This is a genomic window from Fodinibius salipaludis (assembly GCF_002287075.1).
Classification (GTDB): Bacteria; Bacteroidota; Rhodothermia; order Balneolales; family Balneolaceae; genus Fodinibius; species Fodinibius salipaludis.
Genome location: NZ_NSKE01000002.1, coordinates 341,858 through 357,905 on the forward strand (window position 1 = coordinate 341,858; position 16,048 = coordinate 357,905).

At 41.5% G+C, this 16,048-nt stretch carries 11 protein-coding genes; 4 read left to right on the forward strand and 7 right to left on the reverse strand.

From position 1 onward, the window contains the following. Window positions 1-118 precede the first annotated feature (118 nt). The 4 genes from CK503_RS04015 to CK503_RS04025 all read left to right on the forward strand — a co-directional run bounded on the left by CK503_RS04015 (window position 119) and on the right by CK503_RS04025 (window position 3,182). Window positions 119-1,057: a restriction system modified-DNA reader domain-containing protein gene (locus CK503_RS04015; RefSeq protein WP_095605497.1), complete on the forward strand. Its 939-nt coding sequence runs from the start codon at window positions 119-121 to the stop codon at window positions 1,055-1,057. Between the two features lie 35 nt (window positions 1,058-1,092). Continuing rightward, window positions 1,093-1,260: a hypothetical protein gene (locus CK503_RS16040; RefSeq protein WP_176466203.1), complete on the forward strand. Its 168-nt coding sequence runs from the start codon at window positions 1,093-1,095 to the stop codon at window positions 1,258-1,260. Between the two features lie 70 nt (window positions 1,261-1,330). Continuing rightward, window positions 1,331-2,455, forward strand: coding sequence for a PDDEXK family nuclease (locus tag CK503_RS04020; protein WP_095605498.1), 1,125 nt, complete (start codon window positions 1,331-1,333; stop codon window positions 2,453-2,455). 10 nt (window positions 2,456-2,465) lie between these two features. Further along, window positions 2,466-3,182, forward strand: a complete 717-nt coding sequence (locus tag CK503_RS04025) for a hypothetical protein (protein WP_095605499.1) — start codon at window positions 2,466-2,468, stop codon at window positions 3,180-3,182. A 105-nt stretch (window positions 3,183-3,287) separates the two neighbouring features. Here the strand turns inward: CK503_RS04025 and CK503_RS04030 are convergent, their stop codons facing one another. The 7 genes from CK503_RS04030 to CK503_RS04060 form a co-directional block, all read right to left on the reverse strand. Further along, window positions 3,288-3,995 (reverse strand): M48 family metallopeptidase, encoded by a 708-nt coding sequence (locus tag CK503_RS04030; RefSeq protein ID WP_095605500.1) that lies wholly within the window; start codon window positions 3,993-3,995, stop codon window positions 3,288-3,290. Further along, window positions 3,985-7,014 carry a type I restriction endonuclease subunit R gene (locus tag CK503_RS04035; RefSeq protein ID WP_095605501.1) on the reverse strand — a complete coding sequence of 1,010 codons (3,030 nt, stop codon included), beginning with the start codon at window positions 7,012-7,014 and terminating at the stop codon, window positions 3,985-3,987. Before CK503_RS04035 ends, CK503_RS04030 begins: the two co-directional genes overlap by 11 nt. A gap of 105 nt (window positions 7,015-7,119) precedes the next feature. Continuing rightward, the gene (locus CK503_RS04040) at window positions 7,120-9,312 is read right to left on the reverse strand and encodes a DUF262 domain-containing protein (protein ID WP_176466204.1); all 2,193 of its coding nucleotides are present in this window, start codon (window positions 9,310-9,312) and stop codon (window positions 7,120-7,122) included. Further along, window positions 9,305-10,855 carry a DUF262 domain-containing protein gene (locus CK503_RS04045; RefSeq protein ID WP_095605503.1) on the reverse strand — a complete coding sequence of 517 codons (1,551 nt, stop codon included), beginning with the start codon at window positions 10,853-10,855 and terminating at the stop codon, window positions 9,305-9,307. The genes CK503_RS04040 and CK503_RS04045 overlap by 8 nt, the downstream gene beginning before the upstream one ends. Window positions 10,856-10,871: 16 nt before the next feature. Then, window positions 10,872-12,689 carry a restriction endonuclease subunit S gene (locus CK503_RS04050; protein WP_095605504.1) on the reverse strand — a complete coding sequence of 606 codons (1,818 nt, stop codon included), beginning with the start codon at window positions 12,687-12,689 and terminating at the stop codon, window positions 10,872-10,874. After that, the gene (locus CK503_RS04055) at window positions 12,680-15,097 is read right to left on the reverse strand and encodes a type I restriction-modification system subunit M (RefSeq protein WP_095605505.1); all 2,418 of its coding nucleotides are present in this window, start codon (window positions 15,095-15,097) and stop codon (window positions 12,680-12,682) included. The genes CK503_RS04050 and CK503_RS04055 overlap by 10 nt, the downstream gene beginning before the upstream one ends. Before the next feature lie 14 nt (window positions 15,098-15,111). Then, window positions 15,112-16,023, reverse strand: a complete 912-nt coding sequence (locus CK503_RS04060) for a hypothetical protein (RefSeq protein WP_217988326.1) — start codon at window positions 16,021-16,023, stop codon at window positions 15,112-15,114. Between the last annotated feature and the right edge of the window lie 25 nt (window positions 16,024-16,048).

Genomic DNA, 16,048 nt, shown 5'->3' on the forward strand with positions numbered 1-16,048 from the left:
TTTCTTCCCTGCTTATCTTTTATTAGTTACTCTTTCATATGCATGCATTTTAACTCCGGTACCTACCAGTTAAGCTTATACAGGACCTTTAGGTCAAAGTTAAATTAACCACTATTCAATGCTGATTTTAAACGACAAAAAATTCATCAAGTCACCGTTTGACAATGAGGCTGAACTTGAACAAGTAATCATAGATAATTACGAGCACATTTTTGGTCCTTCTTCTATTTATTTACCCAAAAAGAAAATTAAAACAGGTGATGGTGCAGGAACTATCCCCGATGGATTTGCCATAGATTTAGCATCCCAAAAATGGTACTTAGTTGAAGCTGAGTTGCTACATCACACAGTTTGGAATCACATTGCACCACAAGTTTCCAAACAAGTTATTGCCTCTCTACAACCCTATTCAAAAAAAGTTATTCAAGATTTAGCTGTCGAAACTTATTCAAGTGATGAAACAACCAAAGAAAAATTTCAGGAGCTTGGAATTAAAGAACTAAATGTTAGAAAGGTTATCCAAGATATTTTAGAAAAGGAACCAGTCATTGGTGTTCCGATTGACAACATTTCTTCTGACTTAAAAGAATGGGCAAGAACTTTAAAATATAATGTTAAGCTCTGGGTTATCTCAAAGTTTGTAGAGTTTAAAAACTCATCAAACGTGGTTTATGAATTTCCAGAGGAGTTCAAACCAGAAGTTGACACTGAAAAAGAAGAAGGAGTTGATAAATCAGGACAGGAAATTACAAGATATGATGTGTCAATTTCAGATCTAATTGAGGCAGGATTAATTTCAGTAAATGAACAATTAAATATGGACTACAAACCCAGAAATGGTGAACAAAAGCGATATTCAGCTTTAGTTCATGATGACGGATCGTTGGAGTTACTGGGCCAAAAATTTAGCAGTCCAAGCTATGCTGCATTAGCAGGTATTCAAGATGCGGGTAGTGATCGTCAAACAGTTAATGGTTGGACAAGTTGGAAAACGAAGGAAGGAAATCTTATTGCAGATTTGCGAGAAGAATATCTCCAGGAAGAAGAAAGAAATTAATATTAGCAACCCACCCATTCTTAACCTGTAAAGTTATGTATTATTTGATAGGAGCCGCATTTTGTATTGGTTTTGTAATTGGAATGGCTTTCGGTATGACAAAAGGTAAAAAGGAACTTGCAACAGAGATACAACAAAATATTATAACGGACCCGAATGGATCATTAGATCCTATTGCAAAAATAATTGAAGACCATAAGTAGAATTTGGGGGTTAAATTTTAGGTATAATTTATGATTCAACTTATTAAGCCATAACAATAAAACATCATCCATGCCTACAGGAATATTTCTAATCAATAAGAAAAATGAATTAGTAGAACTTGAAGAAACTGATTTTCAAAGTGAAGACATCTTTCAAGAGCTCCTTGAAAACTATCCCAACTTGCTTTCCGGTAAATTAATTGATCCAGAAGTGCCAAGATCTTGGTTATTAGTTGACCGTGAGGTAGGCATTCCTGGGGAAGAGAAAGGAGGAGGTCGCTGGTCACTTGATCATCTTTTCCTGGATCAAGATGGTATTCCAACCCTTGTTGAGGTTAAACGTAGTAGTGATACCCGTATTCGAAGGGAGGTAGTCGGTCAGATGTTAGATTATGCTGCCAATGCAATAACCTATTGGCCGGTAGAACAAATTATTTCTGTACTTGAAAATCGTTGTGAAACCCAGAATGAAGATCCCGTACAACTCATCAAAAATTTATTCGATGCTGAATATGAGACTTATTGGGATCGCGTAAAAACCAATCTTACCGCTGGCAAAGTTCGTATGATCTTTTTAGCGGATAAAATACCAATTGAATTAAAACGGATCGTCGAGTTTTTAAATGAACAGATGGATCCAGCAGAAGTACTTGCCCTCGAAATAAGACAGTTTAAAGCTGATGGTTTGCAAACACTGGTTCCAAGACTGTATGGCAATACTTCTGATGCAGAGAAACGAAAATCGACCTCATACAGCAAGCGAGAACCCTGGACGAAGGAAACCTTTTTTGAAGAATTAAGAAAAAACGTTTCACAAGAGCAGGTTGACCTTGCAAAGCAGATATTCGCGTGGGCAGAGAATACCTGTGATCAACTTGGATATGGTCGTGGCAAAACTATGGGATCGATGATACCCGTTATTGAAAAAGACGGGAAAGAACATTATCCCTTTGCTGTGTGGACTACAGGATATGTAGAGCTATACTTTCAGTGGCATTCTTATAAAAAACCGTTTGATTCAGAAGAATTACGGTTAGAAATGCTCGAAAAGTTTAAGCAAATAAAGGGCATTTCCCTCAACAAAGATGATATAAATAAAAGACCAAGTGTTCAGTTCAATATTCTTCAACAAGGAGATAATCTTGAGAAATTCTTCGAAATTCATGAATGGTTTATCAAACAACTGCATAATTGAACAGTGACTTATGGCTACTAAAACAAAGAAAGAACGAATTATCAAAAGTTTTAAAGATGGTGACTCACCTACAGAGATCTGCAAAAAATTCGAATGTACTATGGTCGCTCTAAGAAGATCTGTAAATGAAGCCATTGGAGAAGGCACTTTAAAAAGGTCTGACTTATATTTTTCGATACCAGAAGAGGTTAGGTCATATGTAAGTAAGCTTCATGATGATGGAACCAACATTCATGAAATTCAACTAAAAATGACCAAAAAAGGGTTGGATGCTGATTACATAGAACTCTTTAACTCTTTGGATAGCGAAGATAAGTTTTATGGGGATATGTATGAATATATAAGAGAAATAGAAATTACATTACATAATTTTATCAAGTTTGAGCTTATAAAAGAGTTTGGGAAAGGTGAAATGAATTGGTGGCGAGAAATCCCAAAAAATATAAGAAAATCTTGTGCTGTACGACGTGAAGAGGACTCAAATCCAACAGATTTTTATAACTATACATACATTATTGATCTAAAGAAAATTGTATCCAGTCATTGGTCGCTTTTTACGAGATCTTTGCCAAAAGAGTGGGCAAGTAATAAAAATGAATTTAAAAGATCCCTAAATAAACTAAATACCATCAGAAATTCAGTAATGCACCCTATAAAAGGTCGTGAATGGTCAATGAAGGATTTAGAATTTATTCGAAAAATACATAGGGTTACAAAACCGCTTTAATGGAGTAATTAAATAAGGTTCATAAATATTTAAATACATCCCTATAACTCCCTATTGACTTATATGTAATAGTTAATCTGTTCCGGTAATAACTTTTGCTCTCACTCAAAACACCAGCTCATTCAACTCCTCGCGCCGTTCCTTCCAGCTGGGCATATATTTCTCCAAGAGAGCTTTAAATCGCTCCGTATGAAGCCGTTCTTGCAGGTGGACCATCTCATGTACCACTACATACTCCAAGCATTCTGGAGCCTTTTTTGCCAGCTCCAGGTTAAGTATGATACGTCCCTCATCTGTATTGCATGATCCCCATTTCGTTTTCATTTGGCGAACAAGCCAATCGTTAACCTGAACGCCCATTTTTTCTTCCCATTTTTCGATAAGCGGAGGGATCTGCTTTTTTAATTCCGAACGGTAAAACTCTTTGACCACCTCTCTCTTCTTCTCTCTATCGCTTCCGGGCCGCACATACAGATCCATATACTTTTTGTTTCGGATCTCAACCTTGGGTGGGGCATCATGTTCTATAATATTTAACAAATACCGTTGACCCTGAAAGTAATGACTTTCCCGCTGGATGTACTCTCGTTCCGGCTGACGATCTTGCTCCTGCATATTTCGGATATGCTTTTTGATCCAGCCGAGTTTCGAAACGGCAAACAGACGAATCGACTTTGTTTCCATCTCCTTCGGACTGGAGATACGTACCCGTCCCGTTGGCGGATGGACCGACAAGTGCATATTCTTGATGTCTTTCTTTATGACATCTATATCAATACCGGAAACAGTAATTTGTGTTTGCTCAGTATTCATCCTGGTTCTTAATTACATCTAAGACTTCCTGTACGTTAAATTTCTCTGGCAGCTTTTGCTTAATCGCTCGTTTAACTTCCCGCTCCTTGATTTTATTGTCGCGCCATCCATCTTTGGCGGTATATTTAACGGTTTTATCAACTACTTTGGCAAGCTCATCATCGTTATTCAAGTTGTCATACAAGGCTTTCTGCCCAGATGTTTTAATCTGTTCTGGATAATCCTGCCCATTGAGCTGTTTGACCTTTTTGGTCAGTTCAACCAACTCCTGTAGATATTTCTTGTAATCCAACGCCTGCTGCTTGCGCTTTAAGATCAACTCTTCCAAAATATCCGACATCTTCTCAAAGTACTTCGGATTCGTTGGTCGCTCTTCGATAATGCGCTTACGGATGTTATTCTCAATCGTCTCGGCCACAGCTTCCGGATCGTTGCGTATTCCTTCGGGCAACTCGTTCACCGCATCTTCTCCTCGTTGTACTACAAGCTCGATAAGTGACAAATCATCCAGTGCTGAAATCTTCTCGCTCGGTTCAGCACTGATATACATATCGATCAGCTGACGCATCCCCGGCTCGTAGGTTTTCAAATCGATATAATCACCACTGGCATGTTTCACCTCATCACGAACATCGGAATAGAACTGGACTTGCTGTTTGATCTCGATGGCTTCCTGCTTCGTATATCCGGCGCGCAGCATCTCATTGGCAATGTCAGTATAGGCTCGAATCAGGGAGGCGGTCAGCTTATAAAGCGTAGTCCGCTGCTCTTCGGTTTCTTTGAGGTCATCCTCATTTTCAGGATCACCGCAAAAATATCGAATAAACTCCTTGGTGGTTTTCGGGTGGATCGGTTCGCAGAGTGCTTCCACTGCATCTAATGCTTCATCCAGTTTATTACGGGCCTGCTCGTACCGATCTTTTAGCAGTCCTTCTACATCATCCTTGTCATATCCTTCAAAGGCTTCGGAGGTATAATCAGCAATGGACTGCTCCAGGCTTTTAAACAGGTCCTTATAGTCAACCACATAACCGTACTCCTTATCTTCGGTATGCAATCGGTTAACGCGGCAGATTGCCTGGAATAGCCCGTGATCCTGCATCGGCTTGTCGATATACAGGTAGGTGGCCGGTGGTGCGTCGAAGCCGGTAAGCAACTTATCGACTACAATGAGCAGCTTCATTTGAGCGGGCTCGTTCACAAATTTCTTTTTGACATCTTCCTCAAACTGCTCAGTACTCTTTCCGTCCAGCATATCCTGGTACACCTTATACTTATGCAGCTCTTCGGTATCACCCGCGCCGGTTGACTCTCCCTTTACTTTGTCAATACTTGGATTATAGGAGGTAACAATAGCACAGTATTTACCCAACTCGTGCTCCTGGAACAGTTCATAAAACTTACAGGCATCATAGATGCTATTGGCCACCAACAGGGCATTCCCTTGTCCGGTACAAAGCCGATCCTTAATCTTGAAATCCTTAACAATATCATAGACAATCTTTTGCAACCGGTCTTTGGAGCTGAGCAGCTTCTTCATGGTTCCCCAGCGTTTCATCAGTTCTTCCCTCGCCACATCGTTGAGGCCTTCGGTCTCTTTTTCAAACCACTCGTCGATGCTTTCCTGGTCGGTAATCTTCTGATCTATGTCGCGAGCTTCATAGCGCAGGTCCAGTACAACGTTATCCTCGACCGCTTCATCAAACTTGTAGGTATGGATATAGGGCCCAAACACCTCCAAGCTGGTCTTCTTGTCGTTTTTGAGCAGAGGTGTACCCGTGAATCCGATAAACATGGCATCGGGCAGGATGGTTTTCATAGCCCGGTGTAGCTTGCCAGATTGCGTGCGGTGACATTCATCTACAAAAACATAAATGTCGCCTTTAGCCTTGAAATCCTTGGGCAGGTTTTGGCGGATCTCTTTAATGTAGCTTTCATACTCCCCTTCATCTTTGGTGCCGAACTTGTGGACCAGTGAGGAAATCAGGGGATACTCATTTTTATTGAGCTTGTCGATTAGGTCAGAACCGCTCTCGGCGCGCTCCATTGATTCACCGGCATCATCAAAAACCCGTACAATTTGTTTGTCCAGTTCGATACGATCGGTAATGACCAACACGCGCGAATCATCCACATGCTCGCGGATCCATTGGGCCAGCCAAACCATTGTTAGGCTCTTGCCGCTTCCTTGGGTATGCCAGATAATTCCATCTTCACGTTTTGTCACATTCTCCTGGGAGGCTTTAACGCCAAAATACTGGTGCGGCCGACATATTTTCTTCGCTCCCGCATCAAAGAGCACAAAGTCATGGATGAGCTCGATTAACCTTTCTTTATTACATAGCTGGACCAAGTGTTTGTCGAGTAGGTAATCAAACTCCTCATCGGTCTCTTCTTTCCATTTTTGATAATATTTCTCCGGGGTTTCGATGGTCCCGTACCGCAGGCCAGCGGTATCGTTACCGGCCATCACCAGCTGTATGGTATTAAAGAAGGATTTGATGAACTCCGGCTTCTGGTTGTCCAGGTTTTGCCGGATGCCTTTATTGACGGAAACTTTGGAACGTTTGAGCTCCAAAATACCCACAGCAATTCCGTTGACGTACAGCACTATATCAGGACGTTTATCAAACTCTCCAAGAACCGATACCTCCTCGGCAATTGCAAAATCATTATTCAGCGGATCCTGCCAATCGATAAAGTGAACCGTTTGTTTATTTTCTCCCTGGGAAGCCCGTACCTCGGTTCCATAGCGAAGCAACCTGTACACTTCCTTGTTGGTATTGTAGAGCGAATCGGCTTGGGACTGGGCTGCCCGTTCCAACTCAAATATGGCCTTATCAATAAGCGGTTTATCATAGCCCTGCCGGTTTAAAAAACGGCGGAGCAGCTCCTCCTCCACATTTCTATTGTTCTCCCGCTCTTCCCAGTTTCCCAAATAATCGTAGTCCAATCGCTCCTGAAATAGCTTGACTATCCGGTTTTGGGCATTGCGTTCTATTTGTCCAACGTCACTCATTCGCTATTTAAGTTTATCCCGATAAAGTTAAATAAGAACCACACTATTTAATAAAACAGCACTATTTTTAAATAATGAATTTTCATCAGTCATACAGCAAAAACCTCATAAAGCTCTCAGCTTCTCATATTCCCTTTTACACGTTTCCAAGTATTCATCATAATATTGGGTCATCTCATTTTTGTGCAGCTTAATTACTTCCTCCTGCCAATCATCTTTATCGCTTTCATAAACCCGCAACAGTTTAAGAGATTCAATACGATTGCGAACCTCATTCGACTCATTGAACTTCTCTTTCTTTACCTTGTAAGTGGAATTACTAAGTGAAGAATTAAGGCTACGAGAAACCAAGGCTAAGTTGCCAAATGAATCCAATAACTCTTTTGGAAGTTCTTTTTTTGTCTTTCCTCCTCTCGGATTTTGTGGAGCTATGTGTTCAACCGAATTTTTTGCTGTTATCTTAAATGAAGTAATCTTTTCCTCGCTACGCTCCTTCTTCATCTTGCGCCATAACAGATATTCAAGTTTATAGAACCAGTAATGTGGGAATTGTAGTCCCATTGGCTCTTCAAGCAAATAATTCGTGGGCTCATATTTCTGCTGGCCGCTAATATTTTGATTCTTTATCTCATCCATAAATACAGACGTTCTTTCAATCAGAGGATCATCCTCCATCTTGGTATCGATATTTAATAAATGATTATCCAGATATTGCAAATAAATACGATCCAAGCCAACCCGATCATCTTTTATAAGCTTCTTATAATTGGAATGAAGGAAGTATAAAAAAGGAGTAAGCCAGTAGAACGTACGCATCTCCTGTGAGTGATAGAGCTGACGTTGGAGCTGGCTTAATTCCGGTTTGTATTCTTTGGTTTGTCGGTAGAGATATATTTTATCCTTGTCCGGTTTCTCATAAAGCTTGCAGAGTTTGAGAATATCTGTACTCTCATCCTTTATCCACTTCACTATGTATTCATCAAAGACAAAACGGACCTCCCATAACAACTGAATAAAAGCTGCTACTTCCCGGGCTCTTTCTTTTTCATTTTTTATCTCATCCAATCTTTCAAAGAAATATTCTTCAAAGGTATGCAGTAACTCTTTGTCAAGAATCCGTTCGATGTCCCCCCAGCCGCGCTCTTTCAAATATATCCGTAGGGTATGTTGTAAAAACATGGGGAAATTGATTATGCTCTTGATCTCCTGCGAACGCTCATCTAAAACATCCTCGTCCGATTGATCGGACTGTTCTTCTTCTGATAACTCTTTGTTGAGCACCTCCTGGAGTCTTAATCCATCGCCATCAAACTCCTCACGCTGATTACTAACCCCACTGTTTCCTTCTTTGGAGTGATCTAATCTTTTTAAATCGCCCAGTACTGTATTAGCATCCTTATAAATTGTATAATTCTCGACCTTCGTATACGACTCCAGCTCGGTAAGACGCTTGCCGGTGGCATCCTGGAATCCCTTTTCAATAAATTCGTTCATGCCGGAACAACTATCCCAAAGCGTGGCGTAGTGATCCATACTATACTCCAGGATCTCTCTTCCTTTATGCATCGTTTCAAGTATCCGGGCTTTCAGGATTTGATGATGCTCAAGCTGGACACCCCGGTTGTTCAAGACCTCAAATAATTTATTCAGATCGGCATTGTCTGGGACGATCGTTTTTACCATCTGAACCTGATTCCGAATGTAGCTGCTTATCTCCTCTTTCTGCTCTTCATCCAGATAATTGGTGAAGAATGCATCGATTTCTTTAAAAGCGTTTGCCAGTGGATCCAACGCCCCGGTATCAAATCCCTTTTCTGGATTTTTTTGGACCAGATATTCCAGATCAAGTTCAGGTGCTTCCTCGTAGTCGTCGTAGTGTTCGACGATCTCCCTCATGAACTCTGATACCTGATCTCGAATATCAAACTCAATCCGCAACGGGATCTGATCTTTCTTTCCCGGCGCGCCGTTCTCCGGAAAAGCATACTCCTTGAGATCATTTTGCAGGTAGATAGACAAAAGCCATAGCGTAGTGAATCTCTGCTGTCCATCAATAAGCTCGTAGAATGTCTTTCCATCTCTGACATCTTCCTTAACTATGACATTTCCCAGGTAAAAGATCGAATCTTCTCCTGGATTATTTTTTTGATAGCTCGAAACTATATCCGACAGCAAAGCATGGATCTGTTCTTTTTCCCACACATACAGGCGCTGATAGATCGGGATTTTAAAAAAGATCCCCTCTTTAATAATCTGATCTACCGTAATAGGCTGTGATCGATATGCAAGATCATTCATTTGCATTACCCTTACTCCGTTTGATTACTTTTTTAGCAAACTTGGTCAAATCAAGATCATCCCCGTCATCTCCAGTCATTTTATCCCACCAAATGTCATAATACCTGTGGAAACCATTAAAACACCGTTCATTGACTCCACTTTTATCCAATACTCCATCATAATCTTCATCGGTAAGATCAACGTGGCGTGTTAACCGTTGCTCCCGGTCAGATAAAACATGCTGCTTTAACGATTCTAACACTTCAACAGGACGAAAGGAATGTGTAATGACATCAACAAGGTTATACTCGCGAATATATTTCAGGGCCGACTGTCGAAATATGTAGTACTGCTCCAGCCGTTTTATTCCGTGGGCCAAGCCCAGCAACTCAGCAAATTCAAACAACCGATCTGAGCCGTATTTATCGTAATACGTAACCGAACAGACCAGAAATAGTTCTTTCAAGTAGTAGGAGTTCTCTTCAACTATAGCATCGAAGTAATCCCGAAAATTCTTGATCTCTTGATCCTCGGTATCTTCACGAAATAGTTCATATAATAGCTCAGCATACTTCTCGGCAAATAAAAAGTAGTGAAGTCCACTGTGGATAGGTTGGCGTAATGTGAATGGGAGCAGCGAACTTTTTTCGGAGACTTTAATATTGCTGCCGGCTCGTTGCAATCCACCCTCTCTGGATTCCACCAGTTTTTCGCTCAGCATGTTCTGCCGATTGGGATACAATGGGATTTCCCGCCCCTGGGATCTGACCGCCCCATCTTGAAATTCTTCAATTACCAGATCCCGGTTTTCTTTTTCAACGTCTTCCCCCTTCCATCGTCGGGCACGCCAAAGGAGCTTATGGAAAAGCTCGAAAGCAAAATCATGCTCGGAACTCAAAATGCCTTTGAAGGTCTGTAAGTGCTCCCACCGTTTAGCACTGTTTTCTTCAAGATACCTTCTATCCTGATGATCCTCCGAGTCCAGTTGATTTATTTCCCGCAGGTGAAATGACTTTAACAGATCCGTGGATCTTAACCGGACGCCCCGGCTGTTCTGACTGTCAAAAAAGGTGAAAGCCAAGTCAATATCATCGGTTTCAATGATCGTAATCTCCAGTTCATTCAAAGAACTTCTAACTCCTTGTTTACCATCTCGATTGGATATAAAATCTTGAATGTGTTCCTTGGCCGACTTAATATTTTTGTATGACTCTTGGTGGTAGTAGCTAAGCTGCATTCTCTCTGTATCGATCTGACTATCACAAAGGATTTGATAGAGTAATAATAATGTAGTAAGCCGCTGCTGGCCATCGATGATATAAAGTCCTTCTTTTTCATGGTGCTCATGCAGCAAAATGCTACCCAGGTAATAGGCTCCCTTCGTATGACTTTTCAAGTCCTGGAGTAATTGAACAATCTTTCTCTGATCCCAGACATAAGGACGTTGATACCGGTCGATTCTCAGTGGATAACCAAATTTCCCGCTCTCATGGATCTTACCTGTTAGCAGATTATGAGTCTTACAAGTAAAAGCCGAAACTTTTTTATTCGAAATACCCATAGAAGCAAATAATTAGTTACCCGAACAACTCATAAGATTCATTAATAGCTCTCTTTATATTCTCATCGGAAAATATATCTCGTTCAAGTTTAGACTCCCATTCCGGATGAGATGCTATTACTTCTTTAACAGTGGATAATGTTACTTCTTGACCTTCTTTCCCCAACTCTATCCTTGCTTTGTCAACAGTAGTTAAAAGTTCAAGGTCATCATTACTCTGATAACGGAAATTCTCATCAATCCAATTAATCGCTTCTTGTCCATACCAGTTATCAAAATATGATTGTGCTTCTTCTATATTTTCACCGGATACAAAGCCTTTATACTTACCTTTTTGAGCTTTTCCCATATACTCTTTCTCTAAGGCTATTCGTTCAGGTCCCCCATATTTTGTTTTTGGATTGTATGGACCGGCAGCTTTCTTTCGGTATCCAGACACTTCATTATCAGTATATCGGTGTAAAAGATATGATAACTTTGTATACCGCTTACGGCCAAAAGCTATATCATCACCAAATTGATCAGCTAATGTTGCAATTATTACAGCCTCATTAAATGCCCAGCTATGAGTAGTAGAAATCTGTTTGGATTCTTGAAGTTCTTTTCTTTCTTCTTTGGCTTTAACTAACCTCGTCTTCCCTGTCAGCAGCTCCTGCATCATGCCCTGCTTAATTTGCTTGTACTTGTCGCGCTTGGACTCCAACGCTTTGATCTCAGCATCCATGTCACTGAGGATCTGAGCAATGGCTTTTTGTTCTTCTTCATCTTTAGGAAAAACTATGGACACCTTTTCTAATTCCCCCATATTTATCTTTTGGGGAGATGCATTTGTTAGTGCCCTTTTTTTGACCTCCTCAACGAATTGCTCCGATTCGGTATAGCGATAAAAATATTGAGTGTTAATTTTATCACTCAATTTTAATAAAGCTAAACTAACATAGATACTGGCGTCAATGTCCCAGTCAATTAATTTAGTTTTTCCAAGAGTTCCAATTCTGGTTAAGAGAACATCCCCTCTTTCAGGTTTGCAGCGTTTAATTAACTTTTCATGCTCTGTTTTTGATATGTATTTTACATCGGAATAATTATCAGCTGTAACATTTTCAACGCTATAGAATGGGATTCCATAATCAACATAACTGGGAGTATAATGAGTACCGTCACTTATTGAAATACACACTTCTCCCAATGTTTTCTCCTCCCACTCACCATCAAACCCGGGCAACCGTTTCTTACCGGTAAGCAGCTGCTGCATAGTGCCTTTTTTGACCTGCTGCTTCTTTTCGATGAGGGCATTAAGTTCGGCGATCAGGGCATCCACATCGCTAAGGGCCTCGGCGATGGCTTGTTGTTCTTCGAGGGTTGGGGGAAATGGCAACTTCATATCCGCAATCATCTCCATTCGAACAGAATCAACAGAAGACTTTGCAGTCATTCCCATCACTCGTTCATAAAAATATTGACTAAATGCTAAGTAGAAATAATATCCATCTATATCGTTATTGAAGTTACTGATCTTGTAAACACGCTGATGGTAATCGAACTTGCCATTGATATAATGAAATATCTTACCAGTGTTTACACCATCACCTGCCGTTAAAACTGCCTCCCCATCAAATGAATATGAGTTTATTCTTTCAACTTTTGAGGAGCGTACAAAGAAAGGGTATCTACCGTCATCAATTTTATCCTCTGTATTCTTAGCACCAGTCCCTATATGAGCTAAATCCTTTATAAGTCTCATTTCCCAATCATTTGGAATCACACCAACTTCGGTCCGCTTATATTCTTCGGGAACAGAATTTTTTGCTGGTTTATCAGTAACTACTTCCATGCAACCCCCATCGTTTCCAGGTGACTATTTATTTTTTCTTCCAGCGTTTCCACTTCTGAATCAATCTCAGCAACGGCGCGATCGTAGCGTTTGGCCAGCTCCTTCAAACGTCGGGTGAGGCTGCGAGAAACCGCTTCCACTTCATCCTCGATCTTACCCTGTATATCAGGTAGCCACTTGTCATCCACAACCAGTGTTTTTACTTCATCGGGCGTTAGTTCCGGATACTTCTCATTTACTTTTTTGCGAAGAGCTTTTTCAGCTTTCTTCACTTTCTTTTTGGCCTTGGAAGCTGCATCATAGGCGTCTTTATACTCCCGGACAATTTCGTATTCCTCTGCATCATCGGGACTGTTTTTAATTTCCTTCAACCGACTCTTTAGGTTGGTTTTGGTCACATTGCCCGCATCACTGAGACAGTTATCCAGCAACCCATCCTCGTGGGCATGTTCCTGCTCCAGTTCGTCCATGGTCTGGTCAGCTGTTTCCTGCTTCTGTTTGAGCTCTTCAATTTCGGCCTGCTCCTCCGGGAAGTAGCGATCGATCACCAGCTGTTTAGGAATTAGCTCACACTCAAACTGTCCCTTCTTGATCTTGCCCGTGCTGGTCCGCACCGGCTCCAGCGTGGCCTTCCATTCGTCCTCAACAATCATATAAAGGTCATCCTTCATAGTATCGGCCCAGTAGTCCATCAGGTGCTGGTAGATGTCGTACTTGTCAATGAGCGTGGTATCCGAGTAGGCCTTGAGCAGATCCTCCGAAAGATCTTCGATAAATTCAGTAGGACTGGTGTCTTTGGTGATCCCTTTCAACTCCTCATAATGGTCTTTCTCCCAGGCTTCGAAAACCCGATCCAGTTTCCGTTGGTACTGCTGAAATTCCGGATGGGCAAAAATGGTATCGTTGATGGCGTCCTTATCCACCGTTAGCTCAACGTATCCCTCCCGCAGCGGTTCAAACAGATCCTTTTTCAGCGTGGGATACACCTGCCAGAAGCGGTCCAGCTCGTCAATATCCCGCTCAGGGATCCCGCCTTTCAGGTGGGCTTCCAGATCCTGGTTGTCCTCCTCTTCGGTCGTATCAATATAGCGCGGAATGTTTAGGTTGTAATCGTTGTCGCGAATTTCTTCAAATGGAACCATCCGGGCATAACCATCGGCCTCACTCTGACTTCGGAAATAATCTACGATCTTGTGGATGTCCCGCTCCCGCAGCCGGTTTTTGTTGCCATCCTTCTTATAGCCTTCGCTGGCATCGATCATAAAGATACCATCCCGCGTTCCAGACTGTTTCTTATCCAGCACCAACACGCAAGCAGGGATACCGGTACCGTAAAACAGGTTGGAGGGTAAGCCAATCACACCTTTAATATATCCGCGTTCAATAAGATTACGACGAATCTCCTCCTCGGCATTGCCTCGGAACAGCACTCCGTGAGGCAAAATAACCGCTGCCTTTCCAGTATTCTTCATCGACTTGACGATATGCAGCAGAAAGGCGTAATCCCCATTACTCTTGGGCGGTACCCCAAAACCGTCAAAGCGATTGTAAAAATCATTTTGCGGATCCAGCCCGTTGGTCCAGGCCTTGTAGGAGAAGGGAGGATTGGCAACCACATAATCAAAGCGTTTCAGGGAACCGTTGTCAGTCCATTTGGGATCGGCCAGTGTATTGCCCCGCTTGATACTGTGCACCGCCGTAGGCTGGTTGTGGAGCACCATATTCATCTTGGCCAGGGCCGAGGTCGCATTATCCATCTCCTGCCCGTATATCGTAATATCCACATCCGCTTCATCAGCCACTTTCAGCAGGAGCGATCCACTTCCGCATGTCGGATCATAAACGGTATCCGTCGGGCTGTCAGCCTTTTCTACTCCTACAACCTTGGCCAGGATTCGGGACACCTCCGCAGGGGTATAAAACTGTCCTTTGCTCTTGCCCGATTCGGTAGCAAAGTGCCTCATCAGGTATTCATAGGCATCACCCAATAAGTCATCCCCACCGGCGCGGTTATCGGCAAAATTCAACGCTTCATTCTGGAAGATTCCAACCAGGTTAGTGAGCCTTTCTACCTTTTCCTTTCCGCTACCCAGCTTTTCGTCATCATTGAAATCAGTCTGGTCGATAACGCCTTTCAGATCATTGGCTTCGGCAATGGGAGCAATGATCTGCTTATTAATCTTGTCTCCAATATCCTTTTTGTTCTTGAGCTTGACCATATCCTCAAAGCTGGATCCTTCCGGAATCACAAGCAGGGCATCTTCCTGGCCTGCGTACTTATCAGATACGTATTTGATAAAGAGCATAGTCAGTACATAATCCTTGTACTGGGAGGCATCCATCCCACCGCGCAGCTCATCGCAGCTTTTCCAAATGGAACTGTATAGATCACTTTTCTTAATAGCCATTCGCAAACGTATTTCTATTTAAAATTTTCGATGCAAAAGTTTTTGTACCACAATAACAATTCTAACAAAGTATTAACAGCTGAACGATATGCATACTTTGTAACTGGTTCAGGATAGTCATGAGATTCTGTTTGTACCAAATCTACAAATCCACTTGTTAAATTTTTTATGTGTTCTGGGAAAACAGGTTCTGACCTTTGACTAACAATAGTTCTTCCATTCCGATCTCTGATTTCCATCCCTGAAAAATAGAACCAAGAACCTTTAATATTTACCCGTTCATCGTTATCACCATAGAAAAGATCCAAGGGAACCAGATCTTGGTCCTGATCATTAGCGTATGCTTCATCATAAAAGCTTTTAACAAAAGCCTCGTACATTTTTCTTAAAGGAGTGAACGCTCCATCCCTATTATACTTTGCATCACTTTCAAGCTGAGCCAATATTTCTATTAAATCAGGCATCTTATCCATGGGCATAAAACTTCGATCAAATACTTCAAACACATCGTTATACTTATTTTTTATCGCATAATCATCGGATTTTGAAACCTCTTCTTTTAAATAATCAAACATCTTTTTCTGATCACGGCCCTTGACGAACACTTCTTTGTTTCGCGTAACTGTGTCTGAATTTACCTTATCAAAATGTCCAGTATAGATACAATGGGGGAGATACTTTTCTTCAACATGAACTAATCTACTAATTTCAGCAAGTGTATCAGCAAGAGCACCAGCATCTCGTAATTTTGCTGAATCTGGTTTTTCAAAGAATAGTGCATCTAAAATTACAGCATCATATTTGTCATAATTATCTCGAATTTCTTGAATACCCTCCTGAGCATTTGTCAGCTTCTCTTTTATCAGCACCCGCTCACTTTTTGCTTCTTGAATAAAGTCAATCATTTTATCCGCTTCATCATCCAAGAGTAATACACTTATAGGTCTATCC

What these genes read in the sequence shown, in the direction of transcription:
- CK503_RS04015 (WP_095605497.1), top strand. Translation starts at nt 119, where the DNA reads ATGCTGATTTTAAACGACAAAAAATTCATCAAGTCACCGTTTGACAAT.
- CK503_RS16040 (WP_176466203.1), top strand. Translation starts at nt 1,093, where the DNA reads ATGTATTATTTGATAGGAGCCGCATTTTGTATTGGTTTTGTAATTGGA.
- CK503_RS04020 (WP_095605498.1), top strand. Translation starts at nt 1,331, where the DNA reads ATGCCTACAGGAATATTTCTAATCAATAAGAAAAATGAATTAGTAGAA.
- CK503_RS04025 (WP_095605499.1), top strand. Translation starts at nt 2,466, where the DNA reads ATGGCTACTAAAACAAAGAAAGAACGAATTATCAAAAGTTTTAAAGAT.
- CK503_RS04030 (WP_095605500.1), bottom strand. Translation starts at nt 3,995, where the DNA reads ATGAATACTGAGCAAACACAAATTACTGTTTCCGGTATTGATATAGAT.
- CK503_RS04035 (WP_095605501.1), bottom strand. Translation starts at nt 7,014, where the DNA reads ATGAGTGACGTTGGACAAATAGAACGCAATGCCCAAAACCGGATAGTC.
- CK503_RS04040 (WP_176466204.1), bottom strand. Translation starts at nt 9,312, where the DNA reads ATGAATGATCTTGCATATCGATCACAGCCTATTACGGTAGATCAGATT.
- CK503_RS04045 (WP_095605503.1), bottom strand. Translation starts at nt 10,855, where the DNA reads ATGGGTATTTCGAATAAAAAAGTTTCGGCTTTTACTTGTAAGACTCAT.
- CK503_RS04050 (WP_095605504.1), bottom strand. Translation starts at nt 12,689, where the DNA reads ATGGAAGTAGTTACTGATAAACCAGCAAAAAATTCTGTTCCCGAAGAA.
- CK503_RS04055 (WP_095605505.1), bottom strand. Translation starts at nt 15,097, where the DNA reads ATGGCTATTAAGAAAAGTGATCTATACAGTTCCATTTGGAAAAGCTGC.